At 62.1% G+C, this 23,246-nt stretch carries 23 protein-coding genes; 16 read left to right on the top strand and 7 right to left on the bottom strand.

Going from position 1 to position 23,246, the window contains the following annotated elements:
- The first annotated feature begins 164 nt into the window (after positions 1-164).
- Entirely contained in the window at positions 165-1,337 is a 1,173-nt protein-coding gene (locus D4A92_RS01470) for a Gfo/Idh/MocA family protein (RefSeq protein ID WP_203017639.1), read from the top strand.
- Between the two features lie 381 nt (positions 1,338-1,718).
- Positions 1,719-3,092, top strand: coding sequence for a GH1 family beta-glucosidase (locus D4A92_RS01465; RefSeq protein ID WP_203017638.1), 1,374 nt, complete (start codon positions 1,719-1,721; stop codon positions 3,090-3,092).
- A gap of 39 nt (positions 3,093-3,131) precedes the next feature.
- On the opposite strand, the gene D4A92_RS01460 is transcribed toward D4A92_RS01465, so the two are convergent.
- Complete coding sequence (locus D4A92_RS01460; RefSeq protein WP_203017637.1) at positions 3,132-3,527, bottom strand: winged helix-turn-helix transcriptional regulator; 396 nt, start codon at positions 3,525-3,527, stop codon at positions 3,132-3,134.
- A 161-nt stretch (positions 3,528-3,688) separates the two neighbouring features.
- Here D4A92_RS01460 and D4A92_RS01455 point away from each other — a divergent pair, with 161 nt between their 5' ends.
- The 3 genes from D4A92_RS01455 (at position 3,689) to D4A92_RS01445 (ending at position 7,061) form a co-directional block, all read left to right on the top strand.
- Positions 3,689-4,327, top strand: a complete 639-nt coding sequence (locus D4A92_RS01455; protein ID WP_203017636.1) for an NAD(P)H-dependent oxidoreductase — start codon at positions 3,689-3,691, stop codon at positions 4,325-4,327.
- Positions 4,328-4,509: 182 nt separating this feature from the next.
- On the top strand, positions 4,510-6,744 hold the full coding sequence (locus D4A92_RS01450; RefSeq protein ID WP_246754004.1) for a putative bifunctional diguanylate cyclase/phosphodiesterase: 2,235 nt from the start codon (positions 4,510-4,512) through the stop codon (positions 6,742-6,744).
- A 68-nt stretch (positions 6,745-6,812) separates the two neighbouring features.
- Entirely contained in the window at positions 6,813-7,061 is a 249-nt protein-coding gene (locus tag D4A92_RS01445; RefSeq protein ID WP_203017635.1) for a hypothetical protein, read from the top strand.
- A gap of 27 nt (positions 7,062-7,088) precedes the next feature.
- On the opposite strand, the gene D4A92_RS01440 is transcribed toward D4A92_RS01445, so the two are convergent.
- The gene (locus D4A92_RS01440) at positions 7,089-8,033 is read right to left on the bottom strand and encodes a rhodanese-related sulfurtransferase (protein WP_203017633.1); all 945 of its coding nucleotides are present in this window, start codon (positions 8,031-8,033) and stop codon (positions 7,089-7,091) included.
- A 172-nt stretch (positions 8,034-8,205) separates the two neighbouring features.
- On the opposite strand from D4A92_RS01440, the gene D4A92_RS01435 reads away from it, so the two are divergent.
- Genes D4A92_RS01435 through D4A92_RS01420 form a run of 4 tightly spaced genes read left to right on the top strand, consistent with a single transcriptional unit; the run spans position 8,206 to position 12,870 of the window.
- Positions 8,206-9,723: an ABC transporter substrate-binding protein gene (locus D4A92_RS01435; protein WP_203017631.1), complete on the top strand. Its 1,518-nt coding sequence runs from the start codon at positions 8,206-8,208 to the stop codon at positions 9,721-9,723.
- Positions 9,720-10,655, top strand: coding sequence for an ABC transporter permease (locus tag D4A92_RS01430; protein WP_203017629.1), 936 nt, complete (start codon positions 9,720-9,722; stop codon positions 10,653-10,655). The genes D4A92_RS01435 and D4A92_RS01430 overlap by 4 nt, the downstream gene beginning before the upstream one ends.
- The gene (locus D4A92_RS01425; protein ID WP_203017628.1) at positions 10,652-11,470 is read left to right on the top strand and encodes an ABC transporter permease; all 819 of its coding nucleotides are present in this window, start codon (positions 10,652-10,654) and stop codon (positions 11,468-11,470) included. The genes D4A92_RS01430 and D4A92_RS01425 overlap by 4 nt, the downstream gene beginning before the upstream one ends.
- The gene (locus D4A92_RS01420; RefSeq protein ID WP_203017627.1) at positions 11,467-12,870 is read left to right on the top strand and encodes an ABC transporter ATP-binding protein; all 1,404 of its coding nucleotides are present in this window, start codon (positions 11,467-11,469) and stop codon (positions 12,868-12,870) included. Before D4A92_RS01425 ends, D4A92_RS01420 begins: the two co-directional genes overlap by 4 nt.
- Here D4A92_RS01420 and D4A92_RS01415 read toward each other — a convergent pair.
- Together D4A92_RS01415 and D4A92_RS01410 are read right to left on the bottom strand one after the other, a co-directional pair.
- Positions 12,867-13,775, bottom strand: a complete 909-nt coding sequence (locus D4A92_RS01415) for a CHAD domain-containing protein (protein WP_203017626.1) — start codon at positions 13,773-13,775, stop codon at positions 12,867-12,869. The genes D4A92_RS01420 and D4A92_RS01415 overlap by 4 nt on opposite strands.
- Complete coding sequence (locus D4A92_RS01410; RefSeq protein WP_203017625.1) at positions 13,765-14,247, bottom strand: CYTH domain-containing protein; 483 nt, start codon at positions 14,245-14,247, stop codon at positions 13,765-13,767. The genes D4A92_RS01415 and D4A92_RS01410 overlap by 11 nt, the downstream gene beginning before the upstream one ends.
- Positions 14,248-14,404: 157 nt before the next feature.
- On the opposite strand from D4A92_RS01410, the gene D4A92_RS01405 reads away from it, so the two are divergent.
- The 4 genes from D4A92_RS01405 (at position 14,405) to D4A92_RS25030 (ending at position 17,039) form a co-directional block, all read left to right on the top strand.
- On the top strand, positions 14,405-15,043 hold the full coding sequence (locus D4A92_RS01405) for a 2-dehydro-3-deoxy-phosphogluconate aldolase (RefSeq protein ID WP_203017623.1): 639 nt from the start codon (positions 14,405-14,407) through the stop codon (positions 15,041-15,043).
- An 87-nt stretch (positions 15,044-15,130) separates the two neighbouring features.
- On the top strand, positions 15,131-15,829 hold the full coding sequence (locus D4A92_RS01400; RefSeq protein WP_203017621.1) for a tellurite resistance TerB family protein: 699 nt from the start codon (positions 15,131-15,133) through the stop codon (positions 15,827-15,829).
- A gap of 104 nt (positions 15,830-15,933) precedes the next feature.
- Entirely contained in the window at positions 15,934-16,623 is a 690-nt protein-coding gene (locus D4A92_RS01395) for a GNAT family N-acetyltransferase (protein ID WP_203017619.1), read from the top strand.
- A 14-nt stretch (positions 16,624-16,637) separates the two neighbouring features.
- Positions 16,638-17,039, top strand: coding sequence for a hypothetical protein (locus D4A92_RS25030; RefSeq protein WP_246754003.1), 402 nt, complete (start codon positions 16,638-16,640; stop codon positions 17,037-17,039).
- A 5-nt stretch (positions 17,040-17,044) separates the two neighbouring features.
- Here D4A92_RS25030 and D4A92_RS01385 read toward each other — a convergent pair whose 3' ends face one another.
- The 3 genes from D4A92_RS01385 to D4A92_RS01375 all read right to left on the bottom strand — a co-directional run bounded on the left by D4A92_RS01385 (position 17,045) and on the right by D4A92_RS01375 (position 19,788).
- Positions 17,045-18,166 (bottom strand): nickel/cobalt transporter, encoded by a 1,122-nt coding sequence (locus D4A92_RS01385; RefSeq protein ID WP_203017617.1) that lies wholly within the window; start codon positions 18,164-18,166, stop codon positions 17,045-17,047.
- A complete protein-coding gene (locus D4A92_RS01380; protein ID WP_203017615.1) occupies positions 18,160-18,804 on the bottom strand; it encodes a DUF1007 family protein in 645 nt (214 codons plus the stop codon). The genes D4A92_RS01385 and D4A92_RS01380 overlap by 7 nt, the downstream gene beginning before the upstream one ends.
- A gap of 90 nt (positions 18,805-18,894) precedes the next feature.
- Positions 18,895-19,788, bottom strand: a complete 894-nt coding sequence (locus D4A92_RS01375) for a LysR family transcriptional regulator (RefSeq protein ID WP_203017613.1) — start codon at positions 19,786-19,788, stop codon at positions 18,895-18,897.
- Positions 19,789-20,364: 576 nt separating this feature from the next.
- On the opposite strand from D4A92_RS01375, the gene odc2 reads away from it, so the two are divergent.
- The 3 genes from odc2 (at position 20,365) to D4A92_RS01360 (ending at position 23,124) form a co-directional block, all read left to right on the top strand.
- Complete coding sequence (odc2, locus tag D4A92_RS01370) at positions 20,365-21,498, top strand: ornithine/lysine decarboxylase (RefSeq protein ID WP_203017612.1); 1,134 nt, start codon at positions 20,365-20,367, stop codon at positions 21,496-21,498.
- Positions 21,499-21,567: 69 nt separating this feature from the next.
- Positions 21,568-22,164 carry a GNAT family N-acetyltransferase gene (locus D4A92_RS01365; protein WP_203017611.1) on the top strand — a complete coding sequence of 199 codons (597 nt, stop codon included), beginning with the start codon at positions 21,568-21,570 and terminating at the stop codon, positions 22,162-22,164.
- A gap of 261 nt (positions 22,165-22,425) precedes the next feature.
- Entirely contained in the window at positions 22,426-23,124 is a 699-nt protein-coding gene (locus D4A92_RS01360; protein ID WP_425958492.1) for an OmpW/AlkL family protein, read from the top strand.
- The last annotated feature ends 122 nt before the right edge of the window (positions 23,125-23,246 follow it).

Below are 23,246 nucleotides of genomic sequence, written 5' to 3'. Positions count from 1 at the left end.
CTTGGCTTCGGCGTCGCGTCAATCGCTGACACCGGCTTCAAATGCTTTGCCTCAGAAGAGGCGGATCTCAGTTGTTCACTGTCAGGGCATCCTTCTTTACGGATGTCAGTCTAACGGATCTGGAGCGTGAACTCCAGACGCAGCTTAAAGAAGGAGGACGCATCATGGCGATCGAAGCGAGCAAAACGGGCGAGCGGACACCGAAGATCCGGTTGGGCATGGTCGGCGGCGGGCAAGGCGCCTTTATCGGCGCGGTGCACAGAATGGCGGCCCGGCTGGACGACCACTATGATCTGGTTGCCGGCGCTCTGTCGTCGACGCCGGAAAAGTCACTCGCTTCGGGCCGTGATCTCGGGCTTGATCCGGAGCGGTGCTATGGCTCCTTCCAGGAGATGGCTGAGAAGGAAGCAGCGCGGGAAGACGGCATCCAGGCGGTGTCGATCGTGACGCCGAACCACGTGCATTTCGCCGCCGCCAAGGCTTTTCTCGAAAAGGGTATCCATGTCATCTGCGACAAGCCGCTGACATCCAATCTCGAAGACGCCAAGGCGCTCAAGGCCATTGCCGACCAGGCCAAGGCCCTGTTTATCCTGACGCATAACTATACTGGCTATCCGATGGTTCGCCATGCGCGTGAACTCGTCGCGTCCGGCGAGCTCGGCGACATCAGACTGGTGCAGATGGAATATCCGCAGGATTGGCTGGCGGAACCCGTCGAACAGACCGGTGCGAAACAGGCCGTCTGGCGCACTGATCCGGCACAGTCCGGTGCTGGCGGTTCGACCGGGGACATCGGCACCCATGCCTACAACCTCGGCTCCTTCATCTCGGGCCTCGAACTCGACGAGCTGGCCGCCGACGTGCACACCTTCGTCGAGGGCCGACGTCTCGATGACAACGCCCATGTGATGCTGCGCTTCAAGGGTGGCGCCAAGGGCATGCTGTGGTGCAGCCAGGTGGCGACCGGCAATGAAAACGGGCTGAAGGTTCGCATCTACGGCACCAAGGCCGGCATCGAATGGACGCAGGCCGATCCGAACTATCTGTGGTTCACGCGTCTCGGCGAACCGAAGCAGCTGATCACGCGCGGCGGGGCAGGGGCGAATGCGGCTGCGGCCCGCGTCACCCGGATCCCGTCCGGGCATCCGGAAGGCTATCTCGAAGCGTTCGCGACGATCTACACGGAAGCGGCTCACGCCATCAATGCGGCAAAGGCCGGGACTGCGGTCGATGCGGCGGTGGTCTATCCGACCGTGGATGACGGCGTGAAGGGTGTCGCCTTTGTCGAGGCGTGCATCGAGTCTTCGAAGAAGAATGGTGGTTGGGTGAAGGTGTAAGGTTCACCTTCCCCCTTGAGGCGAGCGGTGGGGGAGGCGTTTGCGGGTTTCTCCCTCTTCTCCCCAGCGGGTAGAAGGTGGCGCGTAGCGCCGGATGAGGGGGTGCGAAGCGTATGGTTTTGCATCGAACGCCTTGCCAATCGGGCCCCTCACCCCACCTCCGCTTCGCTCGGCGACCCTCTCCCTGAGGGGAGAGGAAGTGACGCAGTCCTTCTGCAGACCCAGCGCTGGTATGTCTCGCCGCCGCGAGGAGGCTCGGAGAACTGCAACGTTTCAGTTTTTTCGCCGCACCGTCTTCACCCGGTCTCGGCTTTGTTCTAAACCGCTTGCGATATTTCCGAAGGCGGCACGCCCGCCCGGACCGAGACGAAGGACCTGTCGATGATCGATCCCAAGACGCTTGCCGCCCGTTTTCCTGGTGATTTCCTGTTCGGTGTCGCCACCGCCTCCTTCCAGATCGAAGGGGCGTCGAAGGCGGATGGGCGTAAGCCCTCGATCTGGGATGCCTTCTCCAACATGCCGGGTCGGGTGTTCGGGCGGCATAATGGCGATGTCGCCTGCGATCACTACAACAGGTGGGAAAGCGATCTCGACCTGATCAAGGACATGGGCGTGACCGGCTATCGCTTCTCGATCGCCTGGCCGCGCATCATTCCCGAAGGCACCGGTCCGATCAACGAGAAGGGACTCGATTTCTACGACAAGCTCGTCGACGGGCTGAAGGCACGCGGCATCAAGGCTTATGCGACGCTTTACCATTGGGATCTACCGCTCGCGCTGATGGGCGAGGGTGGCTGGACAGCGCGGTCGACGGCGCAGGCGTTTCAGCGCTACACCAAGGTCGTCATGGAACGGCTCGGCGATCGACTGGATGCGGTCGCAACCTTCAACGAGCCCTGGTGCTCGGTCTGGCTCAGCCATCTCTACGGCATTCACGCCCCCGGCGAGCGCTGCATGGATGCAGCCCTTCATGCACTGCATTATACCAATCTCGCCCATGGGCTTTCCGTCCAGGCGATCCGCGAAGTGGCGCCGAAAGTGCCGGTCGGGCTGGTCTTGAACGCGCATGAGACGCTGCCGGGTTCCGACAGCGCTGAAGACCGCGCTGCGGCCGAGCGGGCGCATCAGTTCCACAACGGCGTCTTCTTCGATCCGGTCTTCAAGGGCGAATACCCGGCCGAGTTCCTCTCGGCGCTTGGCCATCGCATGCCCAAGATCGAGGACGGCGATCTCGCCATCATCAACCAGAAGCTCGACTGGTGGGGGCTCAACTACTACACGCCGATGCGTGTGGCCAATGATCCGACGCCGGGTGCGGAATTCCCGGCCACGGTGGGCGCGCCGCCGGTTTCCAAGGTCAAGACTGATATCGGCTGGGAGGTCTACGCGCCGGCGCTGAAGTCGCTCGTTGAGCGGCTCTATGCCCGTTACGAACTGCCACCCTGCTACATCACCGAGAACGGCGCCTGCTACAACATGGAGGTCGAGGGTGGTGAGGTCGAAGATCAGCCGCGCCTCGATTACTATGCCGAACATCTCGACAAGGTCGCCGACCTGATCGCTGGGGGATATCCGATGCAGGGTTATTTCGCCTGGTCGCTGATGGACAATTTCGAATGGGCGGAAGGCTACAAGATGCGCTTCGGCCTCGTGCATGTGGATTACGACACCCAGGTCCGCACGATCAAGAAGAGCGGCAAGTGGTATCGGGATCTGGCGCTCGAGTTTCCGAAGGGGAACTTTAAGGCGGATTGACCGGGCAGGGGGGCTTTTCGCCCCCGCACGTCTAGGTGATCAGCCGAGCTTGATCAGCTTGTTGCCGGCATCCACCTCGTTGCGCAGGTCGAACTCGGCCCGGGCCGTCTGGATGCGCTCGTGATGGGTGAAGACCCAGCCGCCGAGTGCCCGGATCGGCTCGCCGAAAGAGCGGCCGAGATCGGTCAGCGCATATTCGACCTTTGGCGGCACGGTTGGGTGCACCGTGCGCTCGACGATGCCGTCGCGTTCCAGGGCACGCAGTGTCAATGTCAGCATGCGCTGCGATATGCCGACCACTGAACGCTTGAGGTCGGAAAAGCGTTGCGGCCCGTCGCCGAGCATCATGATGACCAGAACCGTCCATTTGTCGCCTAGCCTCGCCAGCATTTCGCTGACGGTCTGGCACTTGTTCGGATCATAATTGTCGCACATGGCGGTTCCAATCGTTCCATCGGTGTAACCTGGTATCAAACATGTGCCTTCTTGCACAAATTTTCCGGTTCCATATCTAGGCCTGGTTACGAATTTATACCAGACCCGATCGGCCGTGCCTACTCCCGTGGCGCCTTGAGGGTTGAAACAGGAGCGACACGATGTCCGCATTGATTGAAAAGCTGAACTGGCGTTACGCCACCAAGAAGATGGACCCGTCCAAGTCCGTGTCCGAGGACAAGGTCGAGCGCATTGTCGAGGCGGCGCGTCTCGCACCGACCTCCAGCGGGTTGCAGCCCTTCGAAGTCATCGTCGTCACCAACAAGGACGTCCGTGCCAAGATCCAGGAAATCGCCTGGAACCAGGCACAGGTGACCGAAGGTTCGCATCTTCTCGTCTTCGCCGCCTGGGACAACTACACGGTCGAGCGTATCAACCACATGTTCGACCTCACCAATGACGAGCGCGGCTTCAAGAACGAGGGCTTCGAAAACTATCGCCAGATGCTGCTCGGCATGTATCCGGGCCGCGATGCGGACGTGAACTTCGAGCATGCCGCCCGCCAGGTCTATATCGGCTTTGGCATGTCCGTTGCTGCTGCCGCCTTCGAAGGCGTCGATGCCACCCCGATGGAAGGTTTCGATGCGGCCAAGCTCGACGAGATCCTGGGCTTGCGTGAAAAGGGTCTGCGCTCGGTGACAATCTTGCCGCTCGGCTATCGCGCCGCCGAAGGCGACTGGCTTGCCGGACTGAAGAAGGTGCGTCGTCCGAGGGATGAGTTCGTGTCCGTCGTCGACTGACCATCCGTCTATCCGTGTCGGTACCTCCAGGCCGACCTTCAAAGGGCTCCGGGAAACCGGGGTCCTTTTTCATTGCATATCAGGATATTCAGGTGGTTGGTTATTCTGCATGCTCTTCAGTGTGTTAAGTCAAATTGAACACATTTCGACGCAAGGTGTGGCTTCAGCCTTGGGTAAATCGTATGCGGCTTCACCATTTCGACAGACGGCTACGGCCACTTGCCACCCGACGGGTGGCGGTCGCAGTCTTGCTTGTCGTATTCGCGACCTTGGCGATGATGGTAGCCTCGATCGTGATGACCGCGCTCGATCGCGTCGCGAGCTACGCCAATCATCTGGACGAGGAACGCTCGCGCGAAACGCTCGTCGGCGCCGTCCAGACCTTCGAACATCAACTGGGCGCGACACTGCTCGACTACACCGCCTGGGATGATGCCGCGACCAATGCCTATGTCCACAAGGACATGGCCTGGATGATCAGCAATTTCGGCGACATGACCTTCGACAGCGACCTGTTCGACGTCGCGATCGTGCTCGATGCCGAGGGTCGTCCGATGATGGCCTATTCCGATGGGCACCCCGTCGAGGGAGATGGCAGCGGCTATCTGACGCCGGCGCTGATGGGGCTCTTCGAAAAGGTTCACTACGGTCTGAGTGGACGTGTGCCGCAGGCGCTTGGGTTCATCCGTACGCAGAAGGGCATCGGTTCGGCGGGTGTGGCGCTGATCCGGCCGAAATCCGGCGAGATCGATAGGCCTCGTGCGGACTATGTCTATCTTGCCTTCATTCGGCATTTGACACCCGCGACCGTAGAACGCCTCTCGGAGGCCTACGTGCTGCCCGGTCTTGTGCTGACGCCGCCATCCTCCGCGACCACTGCAGTCACCATCGCTGCTCCGTCCGGCGAAAACATCGCTGCGCTGGCCTGGAAGCCGCGTGCGCCGGGTGACCAGAGCCGCGAGCAGGTCGCGCCCCTGATCAAGGCAGCGCTTATCATTGTCACCATCTATGCTGTTCTGCTTGTGATCATCGGCAATGCCGAGTTGCGCCGTGTGCGGGCGGATGAAGCCAATGCCGTCAAACTCGCCCAGACCGACCGCCTCAGCGGACTTCTCAACCGAGCCGGCCTCACCCAGTTGCTCGAGGATCAGGTGCGACGCGGGCGCGACGCCAACGAAGACGTCGTCCTGCTCTATCTCGATCTGGATGGCTTCAAGGAGGTGAACGACGCCTATGGCCATGCGACGGGGGACCGGCTCATCCGCGCGGTCGCAGCCGGCCTCTCGGTTCTTGTCGGGGATGCTTCGGCACTTGCCCGGATCGGCGGCGACGAGTTCGGCATCGTGCTGACGGGCAACAATGCGCAGGAGCGAGCCCTTTCACTCGCAAGCTCGATCATCGCCTTCTTCGACGAGCCGGTGCTTCTGGGCGAACGCACTGTCGTTGTCGGATGCAGCATCGGCATCTGCGTTTCCGAGGGCGGTCTTGTCGATGGCGGTGAACTGACCCGGCGCGCCGACATGGCCATGTATTCGTCAAAGGATGGTGGCCGGGGCCGCTGGACGGTTTACGATCCTCGCATGGACGAGGAGCGGCAGAGCCGCAATCAGATGGAAATCGATCTGCGCGAGGCGATTGCTCGCGGCGAGATCGAGGTCGTCTACCAACCGGTCGTCGATGCCAAGACCTTTGCCCTTGTCAGCGTCGAGGCGCTGGCGCGCTGGACGCGCAGGGGACATGGGCCGGTGTCGCCGGATGTCTTCATTCCGATCGCCGAGACCAGCGGCCTGATCGACCAGCTCGGCCTCTGCGTTCTCAGCCAGGCGCTGCGCCAGCTCGGCCACTGGCCGGAGCTGAAGCTTTCGGTCAACGTTTCTCCCGGCCAGTTCCGCGATCCGGCCTTTGTCGATCATGTCGCCGCGACCTTCGAGGAGGCGCGCATCGAACCTGGTCGTGTCGTCCTGGAAATGACTGAGACCTATTTCATCCAGAGCCCCGAGCGGGCACGGCTCGCCATGGACCGGCTACGGTCGCTCGGCCTCAGGATCGCGCTTGATGATTTCGGCGCGGGCTTCTCTAGTGTTGGTTATCTTAGGCAGTTCGGCTTCGACCGGATGAAGATTGACCGGTCGCTCGTTCAATCGCTCGATCGCGGCCATCGGGCGGTCGAAATGCTGCAGGCGACCGTGGCGTTGGCCCGCTCACTTGGCATCCCCGTTACGGCCGAAGGCGTCGAAACCGAGCAGCAGGCCGTCATCCTCCGGATTGCCGGCTGTGACCAGTTGCAGGGCTATCTCTTCGGGCGTCCGCAGTCGCCCGAAGAGATCGCGTCGCTGATGCTGAGACCGATGGAATTGCGGGCCAAGGCTGCCGAACTCGCCTTTGCCGGCGGCCGCGATGGCGGTGCTTCGGCCTGAGCGCCGTAAACGCCTTTGGGAACCGATTGCCGGGCTTGCGCCTTCTCCTTGCAGAAAGGAGACATTCCATGTTCACCACAGACACCTGGCTCAGAATTGTCTGCAGCATGATGATCAATGCCGTGATCTTCGGAGCCGGCGCCATTCTCGTGCTGTCGATCCCGGCTTTGGCTGCTCACGCCAAGGTCCTGCTGCCGCTGGTGGTCATCGCCGCCTTTGCCGCTGCCCCCTTCTTCGCGCTGGTGGTCGCACCGCGCATGCGGCTCAGAAACTGGGGCCGCAAAGACTGGAAGCGCGGAGATACGATCTCCGGCTGATCAGGCCAAACATTCCATCGGCGGCTTTCAGCCGCCGATGTGCTTTTCGCCACGCTTCCGTGCGAGCGCGATCTGCAATTGACGCTGACGATAGCGGTCCCGGTCGGCTTCGCTGCGTTCGGGATAGCAATGGCTGCAGGAGACGCCTTCCTCGTAATGCGGATGGGTGAGTTCCTCTGCCGTGATCGGGCTGCGGCAGGCATGGCAGAGCCTGTGATCGCCCTCTTTCAGGCCATGGGTCACAGAGACCCGCTCGTCAAAAACGAAGCAGGCGCCGTCCCAGAGGCTCTGTTCTTCCGGCACTTCCTCCAGATATTTCAGGATGCCGCCCTTGAGGTGGTAGACCTCCTCAAAACCCTGCTGCTTCATGAAGGCCGTCGCCTTCTCGCAGCGGATGCCGCCGGTGCAATACATGGCGATCTTCGGCTTGTTGTGCAGGCCGGGATTGTTCTTCACCCAGTCTGGAAACTCGCGAAACGTCTTGGTGTTCGGGTCGACGGCGCCGCGGAAGATGCCGATCGCCGTCTCGTAATCGTTGCGGGTGTCGATGACGATGGTCTCGGGATCGGAGATCAGATCGTTCCAGTCCTTCGGATCGACATAGGTACCGACGATCTCGTTGGGGTCGATGTCCTCGACGCCCATGGTGACGATTTCCTTTTTCAGCCGAACCTTCATGCGCAGGAAGGGCATCTTGGAGGCCCGGCTTTCCTTGTGCTCCAGGTTCGAGAATTCCGGCTGGCTACGAATGTAGGCAAGCACCTTGGCGATCGCGGCGTCTGTGCCGGCGATGGTGCCGTTGATGCCTTCATGGGCAATCAGCAGCGTGCCCTTGACGCCTTCTGTTTTGCAAAGGGTCTCGAGTGGCTCCTGGAAGCTTTCGAAGCGCGGGAACTTGGCAAAGTGATAGAGGGCGGCGACGCAAAAGGCGCCGGTTGTCTCAGGGTGGGGGGCTGAAGTGTGTTCGGTCATGGTCTGCGAAATACCCCCTCGGCCCTTGCTGTGCAACGGATTTCCGTGCGCGCAGGCAAGTTTGAAAATCGTCAAGTCACTGCCCGCTTGTGGGTTGGTGCGTTGCAGCACTGGACAGCGCGAAAAGCTTTGAGTAGAGGAGCGTAACTTTATAACATTATAGGTGGTCCTCATGTTCAGGAATATCTTCGCAGCCTCACTCGCGCTTCTGCTTGCCGGTGCCGCACCCACCATGGCGGACGATGGTGTCGTCGACATCGTCGCTCCCTTCGAGATCGGCGGTCTCGATCCGTCCAAGTCAGGCGACATATTTCTGCGCATGGGGATCGTCGAAACCCTGGTCGAGGCGGACAAGGATGGCAATCCGGTTCCCGCACTCGCCCAGAGCTGGACGGTCAGCGAGGACGGCCTGACCTGGCGCTTCGAGCTGCAGCCGGGCGTCAAGTTCCAGGATGGCACCGCGCTGACGGCCGAAGCGGTTGTCGCAGCACTGAAGATCGCCAAGGACAAGGCCGGACTTCTGAGCAAGGCACCGATCGCCGACATCAAGGCCGAAGGGGAGGGCACGGTTGTCGTCTCGCTCTCGAAGCCTTTCGTGCCACTGCTCGCTTTCCTTGCCGAGAACCGTGCCCAGATCCTGGCACCGGCCTCTTATGAAGGCGCTGACGTCAAGGCGATCATCGGAACGGGGCCCTTCAAGCTAACGAAGATTGAGCCGCCGCAGAGCCTCGCCGTCGAGCGATTTGCCGATTACTGGAGTGAGAAGCCCGAAATCGAGAAGGCGACCTATCTTTCGGTGAGCCGCGCTGAGACCCGCGCGCTGATGGCCGAGAGCGGTGACGCCGACTATGTCTTCAACCTCGATCCCGCCAGCCGCACGCGTCTTTCCAAGAGCGACAAGGTCGTCCTGCAGTCGGTGTCGATCCCGCGCAGCGTGCTGCTCAAGGTCAATGCCGGTCATCCTTTCCTCGCCGACGTCAAGGCGCGCGAGGCGCTGAGCCTTGCCATCGACCGGGAAGGTCTTGCCGTAGCCATCCTGCGCTATCCGGCTGCTGCGACCCAGCTTTTCCCGCCGAGCCTGAAGATCTGGCACAATGCCGATCTGGCACCGCTCGGCTATGATGTCGACAAGGCCAAGGCGCTTCTCGCCGAGCTTGGCTGGACGGCGGGTGATGACGGCATTCTGGTCAAGGACGGCAAGCCTTTCGCATTGACGCTCACCACCTATCCCGATCGTCCCGAACTGCCGCTGATTGCCGCCGTCCTGCAGGATCAGTTGAAGGAGATTGGCGTTGCGCTCACCATCAACTCGACCAATTCCTCCGAGATCCCGGCCAAGCATCAGGATGGTTCGCTGGAACTGGCGCTGATGGCGCGCAACTTTGCCCTGGTGCCGGACCCGATCGGCACCATGCTTTCCGACTACGGTCCTGATGGTGGTGACTGGGGTGCCATGAACTGGACGAATGCCGGCTTCGAACAGGCGCTTGATGATCTGACCCGCGTCACGGACCCCGCTGAAGGCGAGGCGCTGCGCCATCAGGCCGTCGCTGCCATTCAGGCCGAACTGCCGGTCATTCCGCTGGCCTGGTATCAGCAGACGGTCGCCTTTTCGCCGAATCTCGAGGGGGCGGCGATCGATCCGTTCGAGCGTAGCTTCGGTCTTCAAACCATGCGGTGGGCGAAATGACGAAGGCCATTGTGAACCGCCTGATCCAGGCGGCTCTGGTGGCGTTCATGGTGGGGCTCATCTCCTTCGTGATGACACGGTCGCTTCCGGGCGACCTTGCCTACCGGATCGCCGCCGGCCGCTATGGCTATGACGTTGTCGACAGTGCGGCGGCGGCGAAAGTCGCGGCCGAACTCGACCTCGGCAAGCCGGCGATCATTGCCCTCTTCGACTGGATGGCCGACCTCTTGCGCTTCGATCTCGGGACCTCCCTGGTGACGGGTAAACCCGTCATCGAAGAGATCGGCATGCAGCTCGGTCACACGGTCCAGCTGGCCTTCGCCGCCATCGTGCTGTCGCTGTTCATCGGACCGCCACTCGGCATTCTCGCGGGTCTCAGGCCCGGCGGGGTGCTCGACCGCACACTGATGCTGGTCTCGACGGGGCTGCGTGCCCTGCCGCAGTTCGTTGTCGGCCTGGTCCTGATCATCATCTTCGGGATCACCTTCAATCTCCTGCCCGTGGCAGGCCACACCCATGGTGCGCATCTCGTGCTTCCGGCGCTGACGCTGGCGCTCGGTCTTGCTGCCGTCTCCAACCGGGTGGCGCGGGATGCCATGGTCGCCGTTTCGCGCTCTCCCTACTACGCCTTCGGCCGCACGAAGGGGCTCACCGAGTGGCAGGTGTTCTCGCGGCATGGCTTGCGCAATGTCGCCGTCCCGATCGTCACCTATCTCGGCGTGCAGTTCGTTTATCTCGTCGAGGGGGTCGTCGTTGTCGAGACGCTGTTTGCCTGGCCGGGCATCGGCCATGCGCTGGTGCATGCGATCTTTGGCCGTGATGTGCCGATGATCCAGGGCACGGCATTGGTCATGGGACTGATGTTCGTCGCGCTCAATGCGCTGGTCGATCTCTTTTGCCATGGCATCGATCCCCGGAGACGCAGCACATGACGAAGCTCGATTATGTGGCGCCGCGCCCGGCGCGTTGGCCGATACGTCGGCTGGCTGGCGTGGCCATCCTTGGCGGGCTCCTGGCTTTTGCCTTCCTCCCGCTTGTGATCGGCGGAGCCGATCCGCTCAAGCAGACCCTGCGCTATAGCCTGCAGGGGCCGAGTGCTGCCGACTGGTTCGGCTTTGACCATCTCGGCCGCTCGATGCAGGCGCGGCTTGCGGCAGCCCTTCGCCTGTCGCTGGGGCTGGCACTGCTTTCGGTCTTCACGGCGATGATCCCGGGGGTGCTGCTCGGTGTGCTTGCGGCCTGGCGCGGCGGTTTTGCCGATCGGGCCGTGGGTGCGGTATCAGAGGCCTTCCTGGCGCTGCCCGGCTTGTTGCTTGTGCTGATGCTGACAGCGATCGTGCCCGACAATCCGGCCATGCTCTATATCGGCATTTCGCTGGTGCTCTGGGTCGAATACTTCCGCCTGACCCGCGCCTTGACACGACCACTGCTGATGTCGCCAGCGGTCGAGGCGTCACGTCTGCTCGGCTTCGGTCCCGCCTATATCCTGCGCCGGCATCTCTGGCCGGAGCTTGCGCCGATGATTTTGACGCTGGCCGCCTATGGTGCTTCCTCTGCGATCATGGCGATTGCGGCGCTCGGCTTCGTCAGCGTCGGGGTCCGCCCGCCGACCCCGGAACTCGGATCGATGATGATCGAGCTTCTGCCTTATTACCAGGAGGCGCCGCATGCGCTGCTGCAGCCGATTGCCGTCATCTTCCTGATGGTGCTCGCCCTGCAATTGATCGCCGGAAAGGACAAGCCATGACCATTCTGCTTTCCGTCGATGGGGCTTCGGTCTCCGCCGCCAGCGGCGAAATCGTTGCACCGGTTTCGTTTTCTCTCAAGGCCGGACGGCCCTTCACCATTCTCGGCGAAACCGGCTCGGGCAAGAGCCTGCTTGCCCAGGCGATCATCGGCCTCCTCCCGTCCGGACTGACCGCCACCGGCTCGCTGACCATTGATGGCGAGACGCTGCCGCTGGCCGAGCCGAAGCTCTTTCGGAAACTCTGGGGCCGGACAGTCGGCGTCCTGCCGCAGGAGCCATGGCTGGCGCTTGATCCGACCATGGTGGCGCTCGACCAGGTGGCCGAGGGGCATCGTTATCTGGGACGTCTCGACGAAGACGAGGCCGTCTCTGCGGCTCGCACCGATCTCGAAGCGCTTGGCGTGCTCGATGCCGAGGCAAAGCTCCCGGGTCAGCTTTCCGGCGGCATGGCGCAGCGCGTTGCCTTTGCCGCAGCACGGGCCGGGGGTGCGCGCATCATCATCGCCGACGAGCCGACCAAAGGGCTCGATGTCAGCAGCCGGGACGAGGTGATCGCGCTTCTGATGCAGGAAGTGCAGGCGGGAGGCACGGTGCTCACCATCACCCACGATCTGGCGCTCGCCCGGCAGATGGGCGGCGATCTTGCCGTCATGCTGGAAGGCAAGATCATCGAAGTGGGCGAGACGGCGGACGTGCTGGCATCGCCCTCGCACGACTACACGCGGCGGCTGATCGCCGCCGAACCGGACAACTGGGCGCAACGGGCGTCGGCAGTTCCTGGCGATACCGACCCGATCCTGATCGCTTCCGGCCTGAAGAAGGCGCGGGGTGGCAAGCTGTTGTTTGCCGGGCAAGATCTCTCGCTTCGTCCCGGCGAGATCGTTGGGATCACCGGACCGAGTGGCTCGGGCAAGAGCTCGCTCGGGGACGTGCTGCTCGGGCTGCTGACACCCGATGCGGGCGAGGTCATCCGCCTGCCGCAGGCGTCCGCCATCCGCTACCAGAAGCTCTATCAGGATCCGCCCTCGGCCTTTCCGCAGAAGATCACGCTCGGGGAGGCGATTGCCGATCTCATCCGCCTGCACAGGCTGGACGGGGGGCGTGTCGGGCCACTGATGGAGCGGTTGCGGCTATCACCCGTATTGTTGACGAGGCTGCCGACGGAGGTGTCTGGCGGAGAATTGCAGCGCTTCGCTCTTTTGCGCGTGCTGCTGCTCGATCCGGTCTTCCTGTTTGCCGACGAGCCGACCTCGCGTCTCGATCTGATCACCCAGCAGGAGACCATCGGTCTCCTGACGGAACTGGCGCGGGAGCGGAACTGCGCGGTTTTGCTTGTCAGCCACGACGCGGCCCTGATCGAGAAGACCTGCGATCGCCAGGTGCGGATCGGCTCCGACTAAGCCGTGGCCCGCAGCCACAGCGTCTCGATGACGCCGGCCTCGTCTTTCGCGGGGTCGGCGAAGACCTGACCGGCCAGGGCGATCGCCTCGCGGCGCAGGTCCTGCTGGCGGCGGATGATGATCGCCAGCAGGAAAGACTGGCCTTCACCGTTACCGAAGATCTCGGGCTCATGGTCGAGCAGGGCCGTCAACACCGTCAAGTCGTGTTCATGGCCAAGCAGGTCAACCAGTCTCTTGGCGTCCCTGCGCTTGGCGGCGAAGGCACTTGGCCAGAGCTCGCGCAGCAGCGAGAGGTTCATCCAGTAGGCCTGGGCCGCCTTGCGCAGGTCATGATAGGCCTCGCCATGGCCTTGTCCCTCGCAAAATTCCAGCGCTTCGGCCGCCCGCTGCAGGCCTTTGCGCCAGCCTCTGGCCAGCAGGCGTGCCGCATGTCCGGGTTTCGAGGGAAGTTGGAGTGAGTCAAGCGCTGCATGGGCAGCATGGCACTGGTCGATCGCGTGCCGAACCTTGTCCTCGAGATCCATTTCGGAGGAGGCGATGTCGTCGCGCCTGAGGACGAGGACGGTGCGGGCCGCATCCAGCGTCTCCGCTTCATCATCAGTCAGCGTGTGCTCTGAGAGATGGTCGACGGTTTCGATCAAGGCTGTTGCGTCGCGCACAAGGGAGAGGCCGCGGGCGGTGTCGCGAATGCGGGCATTCTCCTGGCGACGAAACGTCTTGTCGGCGGAGGCGACGAGCCGGTAGAGATTGCGGACCCGCTTGAACTTCTTGCGGGCCTCGTGGATCGCCTCGTGCAGTCCATCGGGTCTGGTCTCCAGCGCCGCGATGGCGCGCTCCAGCTGTTCGCGGGCGATCCGCCGGATTTCTGTCTCCAGTCCCGCGTCCGGGCTGATCCTATAGGGCATGCACCAGCCCCGGCCGGCTCCGCTGGGTCGCAAGGGCCTGGTTCGAATAGCGCTTGTCTCCCGTCACCTCGCGGCCGAGCCAAGCGGGCAGCTTGGGATCATCGCTTTCCGACTGCATCTCGACTTCGGCAATGACGAGGCCGCGGTGATGGCCGGCGAAGACGTCGATCTCCCAGGTGAAGCCGGCAAAATCGACCGTGTAGCGGGTCTTGTCGATCACATGGCCGTCGGCGATGCCGATCATTTCGCGGGCGTCGTCAATCGGGATGGGATATTCGAATTCGTCGCGAACCAGGAGGTTGCTGCCGAACTTCAGCGTGACCTGAGCGGTCTCGTCGTTTTTCGTCCGGATGCGCACCGAGCGGTCGCTTTCAGCGCAGATATAGGCCTGCCTGATCCGGGTCTCGGAGGTAACATTGCTCTTCCAGGCATCGTCCCGCACAAGAAACTTGCGTTCGATTTCCTTCGCCATACGCTCACGCTCCGAAAATAATTACGCGACTGAAGCATAGCGGAGGCGGTCGTGTTAGGAAACTGGAAAGATTCCGTGCTAGCTCTCGGGCTCGACATTGAGGCCGTCGCGGGTTAGTGAAAGGCCGATCTAATCGTTTTAAAAAGAGGGTTCTGCCATGGGCGATAAAACCGAAAAGCTCCTCTCCACCCTGAAACTTCAGCCGGTCGTGCCGGTTCTGATCGTTGAGGATGCCAAGACGGCGGTGCCTTTGGCGCGCGCTCTTGTCGCAGGCGGGCTGAAGGCGATCGAGATCACGCTCAGGACCGATGCAGCACTTGAAGCCGTTCGGCTCGTGGCGCAGGAAGTCGAAGGCGCCGTCGTCGGTGCCGGCACCATCCTCAACGCCGCCCATTATGCCGCAGCCGTCGATGCGGGTTCGCAGTTCATCGTCAGCCCCGGAACGACGCAAGAACTGCTGGACGTGGCGCGGAAATCCGACATTCCGCTTCTGCCCGGTGCGGCCACCGCGTCGGAAGTCATGGCGCTCCGCGAAGAGGGCTACAAGGTCCTGAAGTTCTTCCCCGCCGAGCAGGCCGGCGGTGCGGCCTATCTCAAGGCCCTGTCCTCGCCGCTCGCTGGAACGCTGTTCTGCCCGACCGGCGGTATCTCGCTGAAGAATGCCATGGACTATCTCTCGCTGCCGAACGTCGTCTGCGTTGGTGGCTCGTGGGTTGCGCCGAAGGAACTGGTTTCAGCCGGCGACTGGGCTGGCATCACCAAGCTTGCCAGCGAGGCTGCGGCGCTCAAGGGCTGACACCTGCGTCAGTAGTTTCGCACATCTCTTTGTAAAATCGCGGTCGCTTCCTATCTAGGGGGCGACCGTTTCAACAAGGAGACCGCGATGTTTGACGCCAAGAAGCTGCTGGATCAATTCCTCGGATCGCAGATGCCGGGAGCATCCGGCTCGATCGGCCAGAAGGGGAACGATATCCTCGGTATGGCGAAGGCCAACCCGTGGAAGAGCGGCGCGCTGGCAGCCGTGCTGCTGGGCACGAAGACCGGTCGATCGCTCGGCGGCAATGCCCTGAAGCTCGGCGGCCTCGCCGTAATTGCCGGTCTCGGCTACCAGGCCTACAAGAATTATCAGGCTGGCCAGAAGCCTGAGCCGACACAGGCCTTGCCAGAACTTCTGCCGCCGCCGCAGGATTCTCCCTTCAGCACCGAGCCCCAGGCCGTCTCGAATGACTTTGCCCTGTCGCTGGTGCGGGCGATGATCGCCGCCGCCAAGGCCGACGGGCACATCGATACTGCCGAGCGGGCGCGGATCATGGACAAGGTTCACCTCTCTGGTCTCGGTACGGAAGCCGAAGCCTTCATCGAGGCCGAGCTTGCCAAGCCGATCGATCTCGATGCGCTCGTCGCCTCGGCCAAGACCGAAGAGCAGAAGGTGGAAATCTACACCGCCTCGCGCCTGACGATCGAGCCCGACACCCGAACGGAGCGCGGTTACCTCGATATGCTGGCCGGTCGTCTAGGTCTGCCGGATGCGCTGGTCGATCATATCGAGGCCACCGTCGCCTCTGCAAAGATCAGTCTCTGACGTTTTGCTGCGGCATCCGGTCCGGGCTCGGTCCTGCCCGGACGGTTGCCTTTGCCGGCTCCGTGCCCTAAGCCTCGGGCCATTGTTTTGCCCGAGGCGTTTTCATGCGTGACCTGTCCAGTTTCAAAGGATGTCCGGCGCCCCAGCCCGTGAGGCTGGAGGGGCGTTTTGTCGTGGTCGAGCCGTTTGACCGTTCCGCGCATCTCCATGCGCTCTGGACCGGTCTTGGCGGCATGGCGATCAATCCGCTGCTCATCTATTTCACCCAGCCCGATTTCAACGGCATCGACGACTTCGACGCCTGGCTGGCGGCCGTCCAGAAAGGTGGCTGGGTCACGGAGGTTTTTCGCGACAAGGCGTCGGGCAAGATCGTCGGCATGGCAAACTACATGCGACCCGATCCGGCCAATGGCGTCGTGGAAATCGGCGGTGTGGCGCATGGTCCTGCCATGAGCCGCTCTCCGCTTTCGACAGAGGCGCATTATCTTCTGGCCCGGCACGTCTTCGACGATCTCGGCTATCGCCGCTACGAATGGAAGTGCCACAACGAGAACGAGCCGAGCAAGGTGACGGCGAAGCGCTACGGCTTCAGCTTCGAAGGCGTGTTCCGCCAACACATGCTGTCGAAGGGAAAGAACCGCGATACCGCGTGGTTCTCGATGATCGACAGCGAGTGGCCATTGATCCGCGCTGCCTTCGAGGCTTGGCTTTCGCCTGAGAATTTTGACGAGGCCGGCCGCCAACGGCGTCGGCTTGAGGATCTGCGGGCCGAGCTCGCGGCCTCAGACACCTGATAGGAAAGCAAATCGTGAAGCCGAACATCTTCAGCATCATCCTTTATGTCGGCACGGCAATAACCGTTGCCGCACTTGCCTATGCGAGCTTCCAGAGTGCGACGGTTGCTTGGTCGGTCGGCATCTGCGTGGCGATCGGGGTCGTGGTCTACGCCTTCAGCAAATTGCCGGAACCGAAGAAGGTCGCGCGGTCCGAGGGAACGTCGAGCACGACGCGCTCGCCGGCAGCGCAGGCCGCTGTCGTTGTTGCCGTGATCTTCGGCCTGATGCTGATCGTTCCGACCGTCGTGCTCTGGCTGGGGCGCTACTCGCCCGAACTCGGTGCCTTCGTGGGTGGGGTCGCCCTGATGGCGATGTTTCTGATCCTGTGGCTCCGCTCGCGCTATCAGCGCAGCCGGGACGGGGACCAGAGCTGAACCTCTCAGCCGTTCAGGCTGGCTGCCAATAGAAGGGCGCCGAGTAGGATAACGAGCAGTGCTGCGCCGACTTCGATCAAGCTCGCAACGACGCCCGCGCGGCGCGACCCAGGGCCTGAGAGTTTCAACGCAATGCCCTTGGCGCCGACCGCAAGGCTGGCGAGAATCGAAACGGTAATCGCGGTGCCGAACGCCATGGCGAAAACCGACAGCACGCCGCCGAGCAGCAAGCCGTTCAACAACGAGAAGGTCATCACCAGCAAGGCGCCGGAACATGGCCGCATGCCGACCGCGATGACGGCCGACCAGGCGTCCCGCAGGCTGAAAGCGCTGCCGCCGACGAGGCTCGGATCGGGCAGGTGGGCGATGCCGCATTCGTGGCAGACAGACCCTGGAGCCAGCGCATCGTGATCATGGGCGACCGCCAGGGCGCGGAAGCGTGAGCCGGTTGTCTCGCCAGTCGAGGTGGTCTCAGTCGGACCGGCAAACAGCGAGGCCGTAACGCTGCCGCCGGAGGACGTGTCGGCACTCTCGAACAGGCTGCCCGTCGTTGCGGCAGCCCTGCTGGTCTGGGCAAAGGATGCCTTCAGCTTGCGCACCAGCAGCCACAGGCCGAAGGCGACGATCATCGCGTAGCTGGCAATCTCCAGTGTTCGCGTCGCATCCGTCATGCTGATCGCGGTGCCGCGCAGCACGACATAGGCAGTGCCGACGACCGCGATGGCGACGAGGCCCTGCAGGAATGCCGAGACGAAGGAAATCAGGATGCCGCGGCGCAACTCGATTTCATTGGCGAGCAGATAGGACGAGATGACCGCTTTGCCATGACCGGGGCCGGCGGCGTGGAAGATCCCGTACAAGAAGGAGAGGCCGACAAGTGTAACGACGCTTGCGGGATCCTCGCGCATGGCCTTCAGCGCGCCGGTCAGCGATCGGTAAAAGCTCTGCTGGTGGTCGTTGATCCAGACCAGCAGTTGCGCGAAAGGGCCGCTTGAAGGCTGGTAGCTGGGTTCTGCCGTTCCAATGCCGAGAGGAGAGGCGGCATGGGCGAGACCGGCGAGAAGCACGATCGCCAGTGTCACGGCAATGAGCCCTCCAGTGCGTGCGCGGCCGACCGTCCTCAGCATGAGACCTCCATGCGGGTGGCAAACAGCTTGCCCATGTCATTGCCGGTTGGATCGCTGAAAAAGGCCTCCGTGAGGTTGAGCTGGTTCTGGGCAATCACCTCGTCTGGATCGGGGCGGACGACCTTGTGGGTGCAGGCCGCGAAGGCCTTGCCTTCGACCAGCATGTCCTCATCCTTGGCGAAGTCGATTGCCGTGTAGAGCGTCGGATCGTAGACGCCGAAATTCATACGCCCGCCGATCGCGACCGGCGTCTTCGGTTTTGCGACGAAGAAGACGAGCAGTTGGTTGTCCTTGAAGTCGACGTTGAAGACCTCTGGTTTGGCGATCTCGCTGGTCGCGCCGTCCTTGGTGATGAAGGTGAAATAGCTGTAATCGCCGAGCGAATCGCGGATCGTGTTGGCAATTTCATTGAGCTCACTGTGGTCGAGCTTCAGGTCGCTGTTCTTGTCGAAGTCCATGAGAACACTCGAGGAGAAGATGTCGTCGAAGCGCCAGACATTGCGCAGTTCCTTCAGCGTGCCGTCATCCGCCGCGACAATCTCGAGACGGGCCTCGGCGAAGATGTGCGGATGGGAAAGTGCCGGTGTGGCAAAGGCCGTGACCATTGCGGCCGCCCAGTAACCGAGCCTCTTCAGCATGCTCTCAAAAACCCTTCCCGATTTCCCGCTTGAGGGTCCTCCCTGTCCGATGAATGGGACAAAAGTGGGACCCGATGCTGCGCTCACGGCTCAGGAGTAGCGCTTGAACCATGCGTGAAGATAGTCGACGAAGGCGCGTACCTTGGCCGGGAGATAGCGGCGGTGCGGGTAGACGGCATAGATGCCGCGGTCCTTGGCGATGAAATCGTCGAAGAGCGAGACCAGTTCGCCCGATGCCAGATAGGGGCGGGCAATGAAGTCCGGGATCATGGCGACGCCCATGCCAGCCCGCGCGGCGCGCAGGGTCGCCAGCGGGCTGTTGACTTCGATAGGGCCCGAAACGTTGACCGAGATCATGTCGCCATTCGCTTCCATGAAGCGCAGGCTGTTGTGGGAGCGAGAATTGGTATCGATCAGGAAGGGGATGCGCGAGAGTTCGCTGGGATGCGCCAGTGGACCGTTCTCTGCAATGAAGGCCGGTGTGGCGCAGGCATAGATACGGAAGTCGGAGAGCTTGCGGGCGATCATGCCGGAATCATCGAGCTTGGTGATTCGGATGCCGAGATCGAAACCCTCCTCGATCAGGTCAACAAACCTGTCTTCCGCAACGATCTCCAGAGAGATCTGTGGGTTCTCCTTGGCAAAATCGATCAGCGACTGTCCGACATCGGCATCGATGAAGGTGCGGGGAACCGTGACCTTGAGCTTGCCCTTGAGGTCGGCATTGTTCTCGCGCACGAGGTCGGCGAGGTTGTCGATCTCCTTCAGAATGTCAGCGGCGGTGCGGAAATAGGTGTGGCCGGCCTCGGTCAGCGAGAACTGTCGTGTCGTACGATTGAGCAGGAGGGCGCCGAGTTCATCCTCCAACTCTCTGACGTACTTCGACAAAAGCGCCTTGGAGCGGCCCGTCTTGCGGGCGGCAGCGGAAAAACCTTCGGCTTCCACCACGTCGATGAAGGCTCTGATGCGCGTCAGCGTGTCCATTTCAGTCCCAATCCCCTCGCGAAGTTGCCGGATTGTGAACAAAGCGCCCGCTTCGTTCAATAGCTACCGCAGAAACGGCGAAAAAACTTCCGCACGGCCTCAAAAAATCTCTTGATTATGACGAGCGCATTTCTTATCTCCGGTTTGCCCAAAGTCGCACGTGCCTGTGGGTGTCCGCCGACCCTCGAACTGGTATTTATCCCTAAGGTGAGGTCATCGGTAAGGTACCTGGAACTAACCCCTCCAGTCGCTATTCCGGCCAACCGGGAAATGCGAGGACATCTTGAAGCAACGACGGTGCGGGCCTTTCTGGTTCTCTGCCGGCTTTCCATCAGCCGGGGTACTGAAGAGGCACACCATCATTGCCGGAAGTGCGGTAGGGTCTCCCTCCAATCCATGGCAGACAAAGCGGATTTATGCGCTCAGGCAAGAGTGCGTTTATCCATCGTTTCGCGCGTCGAGCGTTCGTACGGTACCGGTGTCTCCACCGACTGGTTTCGAGCGATGTCTCGCCGTCCTTTGTCCATCCGAAGCTTGGCCGCTTCGGATACGCTCGGAATTTGGAAGGTTACATCGATGACCACTGCACGCATCCTCGACTTCATCAACACCCGACGTCCCGAAGGTCCCTGCCTCGTGGTAGACCTCGACGTCGTGCGCGACAATTTCGGTGCCTTCCGTCATGCCCTGCCGGACAGCGCCATCTACTACGCAGTCAAGGCGAACCCGGCGCCGGAGATCCTCCAGCTCCTGGCCTCGCTGGGCTCGAACTTCGACTGCGCTTCCGTTGCCGAGATCCAGATGGCACTCGATGCCGGTGCAGATGCCTCGCGCATCTCCTTCGGCAACACCATCAAGAAGGAGCGTGATATTGCGCGTGCCTTCGCTCTCGGTGTCAACCTTTACGCCGTCGACAGCCATGAGGAAGTCGAGAAGATCTCGCGTGCCGCTCCTGGCTCCCGCGTGTTCTGCCGCGTCCTGACGGACGGCGAAGGCGCCGAATGGCCGCTGTCGCGCAAGTTCGGCTGCGTGCCGCAGATGGCCGTCGACGTTCTCGTCTATGCACACCAGCTCGGCCTCGAAAGCTTTGGCGTCTCGTTCCATGTCGGCTCGCAGATGACCAAGGTCGACGCCTGGGACGGCGCCCTTGCCGATGCCAAGCGCGTGTTCGCGTCGCTGGCCAAGCAGGGCATCGTCCTGAAGATGGTCAACATGGGTGGTGGTTTCCCGACCAAGTATCTGCGCGACATCCCGTCAGCAGAGGCTTATGGTCTGGCGATCAAGGCGTCGCTGCGGAAGCACTTCGGCAACAACCTCCCGCAGACCATCATCGAGCCGGGCCGCGGCATGGTCGGCAATGCCGGCGTGATCAAGGCGGAAGTCGTGTTGATCTCGAAGAAGTCGGACAATGACGAGAACCGTTGGGTGTTCCTCGACATCGGTAAGTTCGGCGGTCTCGCCGAAACCATGGACGAAGCGATCCGTTACCCGATCCGCACCGCCCATGACGCCGACGAAATGGCGCCTTGCGTGCTTGCCGGTCCGACCTGCGATTCGGCCGACGTCATGTACGAGAAGAACATGTATCCGCTGCCGATCACGCTTTCGATCGGCGATGAAGTTCTGATCGAGGGCACCGGCGCTTACACCACCACCTATTCGGCGGTGGCGTTCAACGGCTTCGACCCGCTCAAGTCCTACGTCATCTGACGTCTCCCGTGCCGGCAAACCGGCACGGACCCTCACAATTATCGTCATCGCTTGGGATGGGAGGCCAGAATGGCCGCTGTTCTGACCAGCATGCGCGCGCTTTTCGCGCCGTCGCCTGCATTTGTCATCGATCATGAAACGCCGGCCGACGTGGTCGCGCGCGAGGCGCTGCTTGACCGCACCATGGGCCGCGACCGCCGCAAGAAGTCGTCGGAGAAGATCCGCCGCGGTCGTGTTCCGGCCGAAGGGCTGGCACTCGTTGCCCGTGATGGCGCACGCCACGTGATCGGAACCGTGCGTCTGTGGAATATCGAGGCCGGCGTCAGCCGTGCAGGCCAGGCGGTTGACGCCCTGCTGCTCGGTCCGCTCGCCGTCGACTGCGCCCATGAGGGCAAGGGAATTGGCGCGGCGCTCATGCGGGCAGCGCTTCTCGAGGCGCGCAAGCGCGGCCACGGTGCTGTGCTGCTCGTCGGCGATGCCCCTTATTATGAGCGTTTCGGCTTTTTTGCCGACAAGACGCAGCATCTGGTGATGCCGGGTCCGTTTGCCCGTGACCGCTTCTTGGCGCTGGAACTTGTGCATGGCTGGCTCGAAGGAGCTGCCGGCATGGTGGTCGCGTCCGGTCGTAAGCTGTCGCAGCCGACGGACCTGCGCCGCGCAGCCTGATCGAAGGCTCCCAGATGCTCGCTGAAGGGCCCGGCTGCGATTCGCTCGCGCCGGGCCCTTTCCTTTGTCCGGCATGAGCCCGGACGCACGCTGCTTTTTCAATCGTCAACTCTGGCTGTGTCGCGTTGACCACAGCTTCATAGGCGATCGTTGTTTTTTATAATCAAGTGCTAACCTATTGATCTGCCTCAAGCGGCTTTTCTCTCCGGGGCTGCTAGCTGGCGCCGGCTTCAGGCCAGTATCTGTTTCAAGGAGAGAATGATGAGCACCGTCCGGACTGCCTCAACCCGCGCTCTTGCCGCGACCGCCACTTTGCTGCTGCTGACCGCCGCAGCCCCGGCGGCCGACATGGTGCCGCTCATGGACTCGGCACCGGAAGCGGCGACCGAAGCGTTTGCCGCGCCGAGCCCTTGGCAGGTCCGCGTGCGTGGTCTGGGCGTGATCACGAATGATTCGGGGTCCGTGAACGGCGTTGCCGGATCGGATCTGTCCTACAGTGACAGCGTGATCCCCGAACTCGACATCACCTATTACCTCACCGACAATTTCGCCGCCGAACTGATCCTCGGCACGACCTATTCGAACATCTACGGGGAGGGGAGCCTGGCTGCCGTGGGCAAGGTCGGCAAGACCTGGCTTCTGCCGCCGACATTGACGTTGCAATACCACTTCACCGATTTCGGCGCGTTCAAGCCCTATGTCGGTGCCGGCGTCAACTATACCATGTTCTACAGCCAGAAGGGCGATGCGGCGAGCAGCCTTGACGTCAAGAATACCTTCGGCACGGCGCTGCAGGTGGGGGCCGACTACATGATCAACGAGCACTGGGGCGTGAACTTCGACGTCAAGAAGCTGTTCCTGAAGGCGGATTTCGATGCGACCATTGGCGGCACGAACTACTCCGGCAAGGCCAAGCTCGATCCCTGGCTGATCGGCGCGGGTATCACCTATCGGTTCTAAGGGCTTTCAGTCTAAGGCGCACGGAAGGGCAGTCGGCACATGCGATTGCCCTTCTTTCCATGTATGAAACGCATGCTGCTTCCGATCTCGGAAGCCGTGCCTGCCTTTCCTGCGAAGGCCAG

It is taken from the genome of Rhizobium rosettiformans, assembly GCF_016806065.1.
In the GTDB taxonomy this organism is placed as follows: Bacteria; Pseudomonadota; Alphaproteobacteria; order Rhizobiales; family Rhizobiaceae; genus Allorhizobium.
The sequence above is the reverse complement of the archived record's forward strand: the minus strand, read 5'-3'. Positions and strand labels throughout refer to the sequence as shown.

Excerpts from the sequence above, each read along its gene's own strand:
- D4A92_RS01470 (WP_203017639.1), top strand. The coding sequence starts at position 165 with ATGGCGATCGAAGCGAGCAAAACGGGCGAGCGGACACCGAAGATCCGG.
- D4A92_RS01465 (WP_203017638.1), top strand. The coding sequence starts at position 1,719 with ATGATCGATCCCAAGACGCTTGCCGCCCGTTTTCCTGGTGATTTCCTG.
- D4A92_RS01460 (WP_203017637.1), bottom strand. The coding sequence starts at position 3,527 with ATGTGCGACAATTATGATCCGAACAAGTGCCAGACCGTCAGCGAAATG.
- D4A92_RS01455 (WP_203017636.1), top strand. The coding sequence starts at position 3,689 with ATGTCCGCATTGATTGAAAAGCTGAACTGGCGTTACGCCACCAAGAAG.
- D4A92_RS01450 (WP_246754004.1), top strand. The coding sequence starts at position 4,510 with ATGCGGCTTCACCATTTCGACAGACGGCTACGGCCACTTGCCACCCGA.
- D4A92_RS01445 (WP_203017635.1), top strand. The coding sequence starts at position 6,813 with ATGTTCACCACAGACACCTGGCTCAGAATTGTCTGCAGCATGATGATC.
- D4A92_RS01440 (WP_203017633.1), bottom strand. The coding sequence starts at position 8,033 with ATGACCGAACACACTTCAGCCCCCCACCCTGAGACAACCGGCGCCTTT.
- D4A92_RS01435 (WP_203017631.1), top strand. The coding sequence starts at position 8,206 with ATGTTCAGGAATATCTTCGCAGCCTCACTCGCGCTTCTGCTTGCCGGT.
- D4A92_RS01430 (WP_203017629.1), top strand. The coding sequence starts at position 9,720 with ATGACGAAGGCCATTGTGAACCGCCTGATCCAGGCGGCTCTGGTGGCG.
- D4A92_RS01425 (WP_203017628.1), top strand. The coding sequence starts at position 10,652 with ATGACGAAGCTCGATTATGTGGCGCCGCGCCCGGCGCGTTGGCCGATA.
- D4A92_RS01420 (WP_203017627.1), top strand. The coding sequence starts at position 11,467 with ATGACCATTCTGCTTTCCGTCGATGGGGCTTCGGTCTCCGCCGCCAGC.
- D4A92_RS01415 (WP_203017626.1), bottom strand. The coding sequence starts at position 13,775 with ATGCCCTATAGGATCAGCCCGGACGCGGGACTGGAGACAGAAATCCGG.
- D4A92_RS01410 (WP_203017625.1), bottom strand. The coding sequence starts at position 14,247 with ATGGCGAAGGAAATCGAACGCAAGTTTCTTGTGCGGGACGATGCCTGG.
- D4A92_RS01405 (WP_203017623.1), top strand. The coding sequence starts at position 14,405 with ATGGGCGATAAAACCGAAAAGCTCCTCTCCACCCTGAAACTTCAGCCG.
- D4A92_RS01400 (WP_203017621.1), top strand. The coding sequence starts at position 15,131 with ATGTTTGACGCCAAGAAGCTGCTGGATCAATTCCTCGGATCGCAGATG.
- D4A92_RS01395 (WP_203017619.1), top strand. The coding sequence starts at position 15,934 with ATGCGTGACCTGTCCAGTTTCAAAGGATGTCCGGCGCCCCAGCCCGTG.
- D4A92_RS01385 (WP_203017617.1), bottom strand. The coding sequence starts at position 18,166 with ATGCTGAGGACGGTCGGCCGCGCACGCACTGGAGGGCTCATTGCCGTG.
- D4A92_RS01380 (WP_203017615.1), bottom strand. The coding sequence starts at position 18,804 with ATGCTGAAGAGGCTCGGTTACTGGGCGGCCGCAATGGTCACGGCCTTT.
- D4A92_RS01375 (WP_203017613.1), bottom strand. The coding sequence starts at position 19,788 with ATGGACACGCTGACGCGCATCAGAGCCTTCATCGACGTGGTGGAAGCC.
- odc2 (WP_203017612.1), top strand. The coding sequence starts at position 20,365 with ATGACCACTGCACGCATCCTCGACTTCATCAACACCCGACGTCCCGAA.
- D4A92_RS01365 (WP_203017611.1), top strand. The coding sequence starts at position 21,568 with ATGGCCGCTGTTCTGACCAGCATGCGCGCGCTTTTCGCGCCGTCGCCT.
- D4A92_RS01360 (WP_425958492.1), top strand. The coding sequence starts at position 22,426 with ATGAGCACCGTCCGGACTGCCTCAACCCGCGCTCTTGCCGCGACCGCC.